The sequence below is a fragment of the Streptococcus oralis genome (assembly GCF_001579175.1).
Taxonomy (GTDB): Bacteria; Bacillota; Bacilli; order Lactobacillales; family Streptococcaceae; genus Streptococcus; species Streptococcus oralis_O.
On record NZ_KQ970759.1, the window covers coordinates 1 to 4431 of the forward strand.

Below are 4431 nucleotides of genomic sequence, written 5' to 3' on the forward strand. Positions count from 1 at the left end.
AATAGGAGAATTACTCAAGAGGCTGAAGAGGACGGTTTGCTAAATCGTTAGGTCGGGTAACTGGCGCGGGGGTTCGAATCCCCCATTCTCCGTAGATTAAGAGTGTTAACTCTTTTTTTGTTTTTGTAAGATAAGTTTACCCCCTCTTAGTTTATAAGAGGGGGGATTTTTAATTACCAACTTGTTAGGGAAATCTCTCCACTATTTAGCCAAATGGTTTTTTTATCTTCTAGTTCTACTTGAAGTTGACCGGTGTTTGAGATGTCTTTTGCCATTCCTTTTTCATTTTGTCCATTTCGCTGGAAGGTAATTTCCTTTCCCAGTACGATTGATCTCTCTTTATAGAGATAGAATAGCTCGTCTGGATCCGTATTGTAGAAACAATTCCATATTTCGCTGATGAGCTCATTACGACTAATTGGTGCAGGTGGCATAAATAGGCTGCCTGCTTTTTCTTTTAGTTCTTCTGGAAAGTCTTCTATAGAAAAATTTATACCAAGTCCGATAATGACATCTGTAACCAAGCCTGTCTCAACTGATGTCATTGCTTCGGTGAGAATACCTGCTATTTTTTATTTTTAAAGTAGATGTCATTTACCCATTTGATATCGACTTCTATCATAGTTAGATTTTTAATGGCTTTGTAGACTGCTGCGGCAACAAGGAGTGTATAGGATGGAAGTTTTTCATAGGGAAGATTGGGTTGAATATGCAGAGACATATAGATCCCACCCTGAGATGGGGAATAGTAGGGACGCTGAAAGCGGCCACGACCTGCTGTTTGACAGGTTGAAAGATAGAGTGTATTTCCTTTGTTTCCAGCTTCAATCCCTTCTTTTGCATCTGTTTGTGTTGATTTGGTCTCAGGTTTGTAGCGAATGGTTAAGTTGGTTTTCTCCTGAATCAAACCAGGCAATATCAGATCGCCTTGGATAAGCTTGTAACCTCTATTTTTAATACTGTCGATCATGAGCCCTTCTTGTTGGAGGCGTTGGATTGCTTTCCATATGGATGTCCGACTTAGATTCAGTTCTTCGCCAATTTTTTCTCCGCTGACATAGTCGTTTTCTCTGGTTAGTATTTGGTAGACTAGTTGGTGTAATTTCATTGATTTTCCTTTTTAACTGTCGTTCATTAGTAGTTATTTTCAACTTTATTATATTCTACCATAGCTTTTCCTTTTTTAGAAGTTTCCTTCTTTTTCTCTAGCAACTACTGGACTGGAATGTCTTTGAATATAATAGAGTATACTTTCATACTTCCGTAAAAGTTTTTTCTTTTTGATAGCGTGTTCATTGTTCCCAAATGACGGAAAAAATGGTAAAATTAAAAGATAGTTTAGCATTTATCTTCTGGAGAAATCCAGAACAGAAAGGATCCGTTTTGAAATCAATTGGATTACTGGATAAGATAAGAGGGCTTTCGAAAAAAGATTTCTTTTTGTATCTGATGATCATGAGTATCTTTTTACCTTTTTATTTGTTCTTAGCACTCTTTGCTTTATATTTGATAGGTTTACTTGTTACTGGGGAGATGAAGGGAATTATCAAAGGATTAGCCAAACATCCTGTACTTCTCTTTTTTATTGCCTACAGTAGTATCATTTCCATCGTCGCCAAGAACTGGCTTGGTCTAGCAGCATCTTTCCTGATGCTCCTATTTCTTATTTTCTTTAGTTTTTACCAGAAGCGTCTGACGCATGCTTTCTTTCGACTGATACTCCAGACGGTTTTGTTTGGTAGTGTTGTCTCTGCCGCTTTTGCTACTTTGGAGCATTTCCAAATTGTAAAGAAATTTAACTACGCCTTTCTTTCGCCCAATATGCAAGTATGGCACCAAAACCGTGCAGAGGTGACTTTCTTTAATCCTAACTACTATGGGATCATTTGTTGCTTCTGTATCATGATTGCCTTTTATCTCTTTACAACGACGAAGCTAAGATGGTTGAAAGTCTTTTGTGTGCTAGCAGGTTTTGTGAATCTATTTGGTTTGAATTTTACGCAAAATAGAACGGCCTTTCCTGCCATCATTGCTGGTGCCATCATTTATCTCTTTACAACCATTAAAAACTGGCGTGCCTTCTGGCTCAGTATTGGAGTTTTCGGGATTGGACTTTGTTTCCTCTTCTCAAGCGATTTGGGAGTCCGTATGGGGACGCTAGATTCTTCAATGGAGGAGCGAGTTTCAATCTGGAATGCGGGTATGACTTTGTTCAAGCAAAATCCGATCTGGGGTGAGGGTCCGCTGACCTATATGAATTCCTATCCGAGAATTCATGCACCTTACCACGAACACGCGCATAGTCTTTACATCGATACTATTTTAAGTTATGGTTTGATTGGAACCATTCTCTTATCCATTTCTTCGGTGATTCCGGTTCACATGATGATGGATATGAGTCAGGAGTCTGGCAAACGACCGATTATCGGTCTTTATCTCTCCTTCCTTACAGTAGTTGCTGTACATGGAATTTTTGACTTGGCTCTCTTCTGGATACAGTCAGGATTCATCTTCTTGCTAATTATGTGCAGTCTACCACTGGAACATCGAACACTGGTGTCCGAAATGACAGATTAAGTTAATAAATAGTGAAGATCTTCTACTCTAGGTAGGAGGTCTTTTTTGTTGGTGAAAATTATTTCTAAATCGAAATAGTTGACAGATGGAACGAGAGGTGTTACAATAAAAAAGATTCGATATAGAAATAAAATGGAGAGATCATGAAAGATAGTCATTTAGTAGCCCACCATATTCGTTTATTGAATGGACGGCTATTTCAAAAGTTATTAAGTCAGGATTCTGAGGCTCTTTATCGGAGTGAACAGGGTAAGATTCTTACGGTGTTATGGAAGAGTGAAACGGGTTGCGCTACGGCGACAGATATTGCGCTGGCGACTGGACTCGCCAATAATACGCTCACAAGCATGATAAAGAATCTTGAGGAGCAAAAGCTGATCACGATTAGTCCGTGTGGGGTAGATAAGAGGAAAAAATATGTCGTTCTGACTGAACTTGGTTCATCCCAGAAAGAAGTCGGCCATCGTATCAGTCAAAAGTTGGATGCAATTTTTTATAAAGGATTCACTGAGGAAGAAATTCGTCAGTTTGAAGCCTTTCAAGAAAGAATTTTGGCTAATCTGAAAGAGAAGGAAAATGAGGAATAAAATAGATTAAATTAGTTATTAAGAGGTTGGTAAATTGCCCAACCGAGGGAAGTTTTAAATTGAGGACAAAGAATGATTGAATACAAAAATGTAGCGCTACGCTACACAGAAAAAGATGTTTTGAGAGATGTCAATTTACGGATTGAGAATGGGGAGTTCATGGTTTTAGTTGGGCCTTCTGGGTCTGGTAAGACGACCATGATTAAGATGATTAACCGTCTCTTGGAACCTACGGATGGCGATATTTATATGGATGGCAAGCGCATCAAAGACTATGATGAGCGTGAACTTCGTCTTTCTACTGGTTATGTTTTACAGGCCATTGCTCTGTTTCCCAATCTAACGGTTGCGGAAAATATCGCCCTCATTCCTGAGATGAAGAGCTGGAGCAAGGAAGAGATTGCTAAGAAAACAGAAGAGCTCTTGGCAAAAGTTGGCTTGCCAGTAGCTGACTATGGTCATCGCCTGCCTAGAGAATTATCTGGTGGTGAGCAGCAGCGAGTTGGTATTGTCCGAGCTATGATTGGCCAGCCTAAGATCCTACTCATGGATGAGCCTTTTTCAGCCTTGGATGCTATTTCGAGAAAACAGTTGCAGGTTCTGACGAAAGAATTGCATAAAGAGTTTGGGATGACAACGATTTTTGTGACGCATGATACGGATGAAGCTTTGAAATTAGGTGATCGTATTGCTGTTTTGCAGGATGGAGAGATTCGTCAGGTGGCGAATCCCGAGACGATTTTAAAAGCGCCTGCAACAGACTTTGTAGCAGACTTGTTTGGAGGTAGTGTTCATGGCTAATTTGATATCAACTTTTCAGGATCGTTTTGGTGATTGGGTAACAGCTCTATCTCAACATTTGCAGTTGTCACTTTTGACCTTATTACTAGCTATTTTTATTGCGATTCCCTTGGCTGTTTATCTTCGCTATCATGAGAAGTTGGCGGACTGGGTCTTGCAGATTGCAGGAATTTTCCAGACTATCCCGTCTCTGGCCTTGTTGGGGCTCTTTATCCCCTTGATGGGAATTGGGACCTTGCCAGCTTTGACAGCTCTGGTGATTTATGCTATTTTTCCGATTTTGCAAAACACCATCACTGGGCTGAAGGGAATTGATCCGAGTCTGCAAGAGGCTGGGATTGCCTTTGGGATGACCAGATGGGAACGTCTCAAGAAATTCGAAATTCCACTCGCCATGCCTGTTATGATGTCTGGGATTCGGACGGCAGCGGTCTTGATTATCGGTACGGCAACCTTGGCAGCCTTG

General features: G+C 40.3%; 4 protein-coding genes, 1 tRNA gene and 1 pseudogene. 5 read left to right on the plus strand and 1 reads right to left on the minus strand.

Going from position 1 to position 4431, the window contains the following annotated elements:
• Positions 1–4 precede the first annotated feature (4 nt).
• Positions 5–92, plus strand: a tRNA-Ser gene (locus SORDD24_RS00005).
• An 81-nt stretch (positions 93–173) separates the two neighbouring features.
• Here the strand turns inward: SORDD24_RS00005 and birA are convergent.
• Positions 174–1108, minus strand: a pseudogene (gene birA, locus SORDD24_RS11410) (bifunctional biotin--[acetyl-CoA-carboxylase] ligase/biotin operon repressor BirA).
• 275 nt (positions 1109–1383) lie between these two features.
• Between birA and SORDD24_RS00015 the strand changes: the two are divergent.
• From SORDD24_RS00015 to SORDD24_RS00030, 4 genes are all read left to right on the plus strand, one after another.
• Positions 1384–2577, plus strand: coding sequence for an O-antigen ligase family protein (locus tag SORDD24_RS00015; RefSeq protein ID WP_061407819.1), 1194 nt, complete (start codon positions 1384–1386; stop codon positions 2575–2577).
• Between the two features lie 143 nt (positions 2578–2720).
• Entirely contained in the window at positions 2721–3164 is a 444-nt protein-coding gene (locus SORDD24_RS00020; protein WP_061406449.1) for a MarR family winged helix-turn-helix transcriptional regulator, read from the plus strand.
• Positions 3165–3236: 72 nt separating this feature from the next.
• Positions 3237–3965, plus strand: coding sequence for an ATP-binding cassette domain-containing protein (locus SORDD24_RS00025; protein ID WP_061406452.1), 729 nt, complete (start codon positions 3237–3239; stop codon positions 3963–3965).
• The coding region (locus SORDD24_RS00030; RefSeq protein WP_155720112.1) for an ABC transporter permease at positions 3958–4431 on the plus strand (474 nt) is incomplete at its 3' end. The genes SORDD24_RS00025 and SORDD24_RS00030, both read left to right, overlap by 8 nt.

What these genes read in the sequence shown, in the direction of transcription:
- SORDD24_RS00020 (WP_061406449.1), top strand. Translation starts at nt 2,721, where the DNA reads ATGAAAGATAGTCATTTAGTAGCCCACCATATTCGTTTATTGAATGGA.
- SORDD24_RS00025 (WP_061406452.1), top strand. Translation starts at nt 3,237, where the DNA reads ATGATTGAATACAAAAATGTAGCGCTACGCTACACAGAAAAAGATGTT.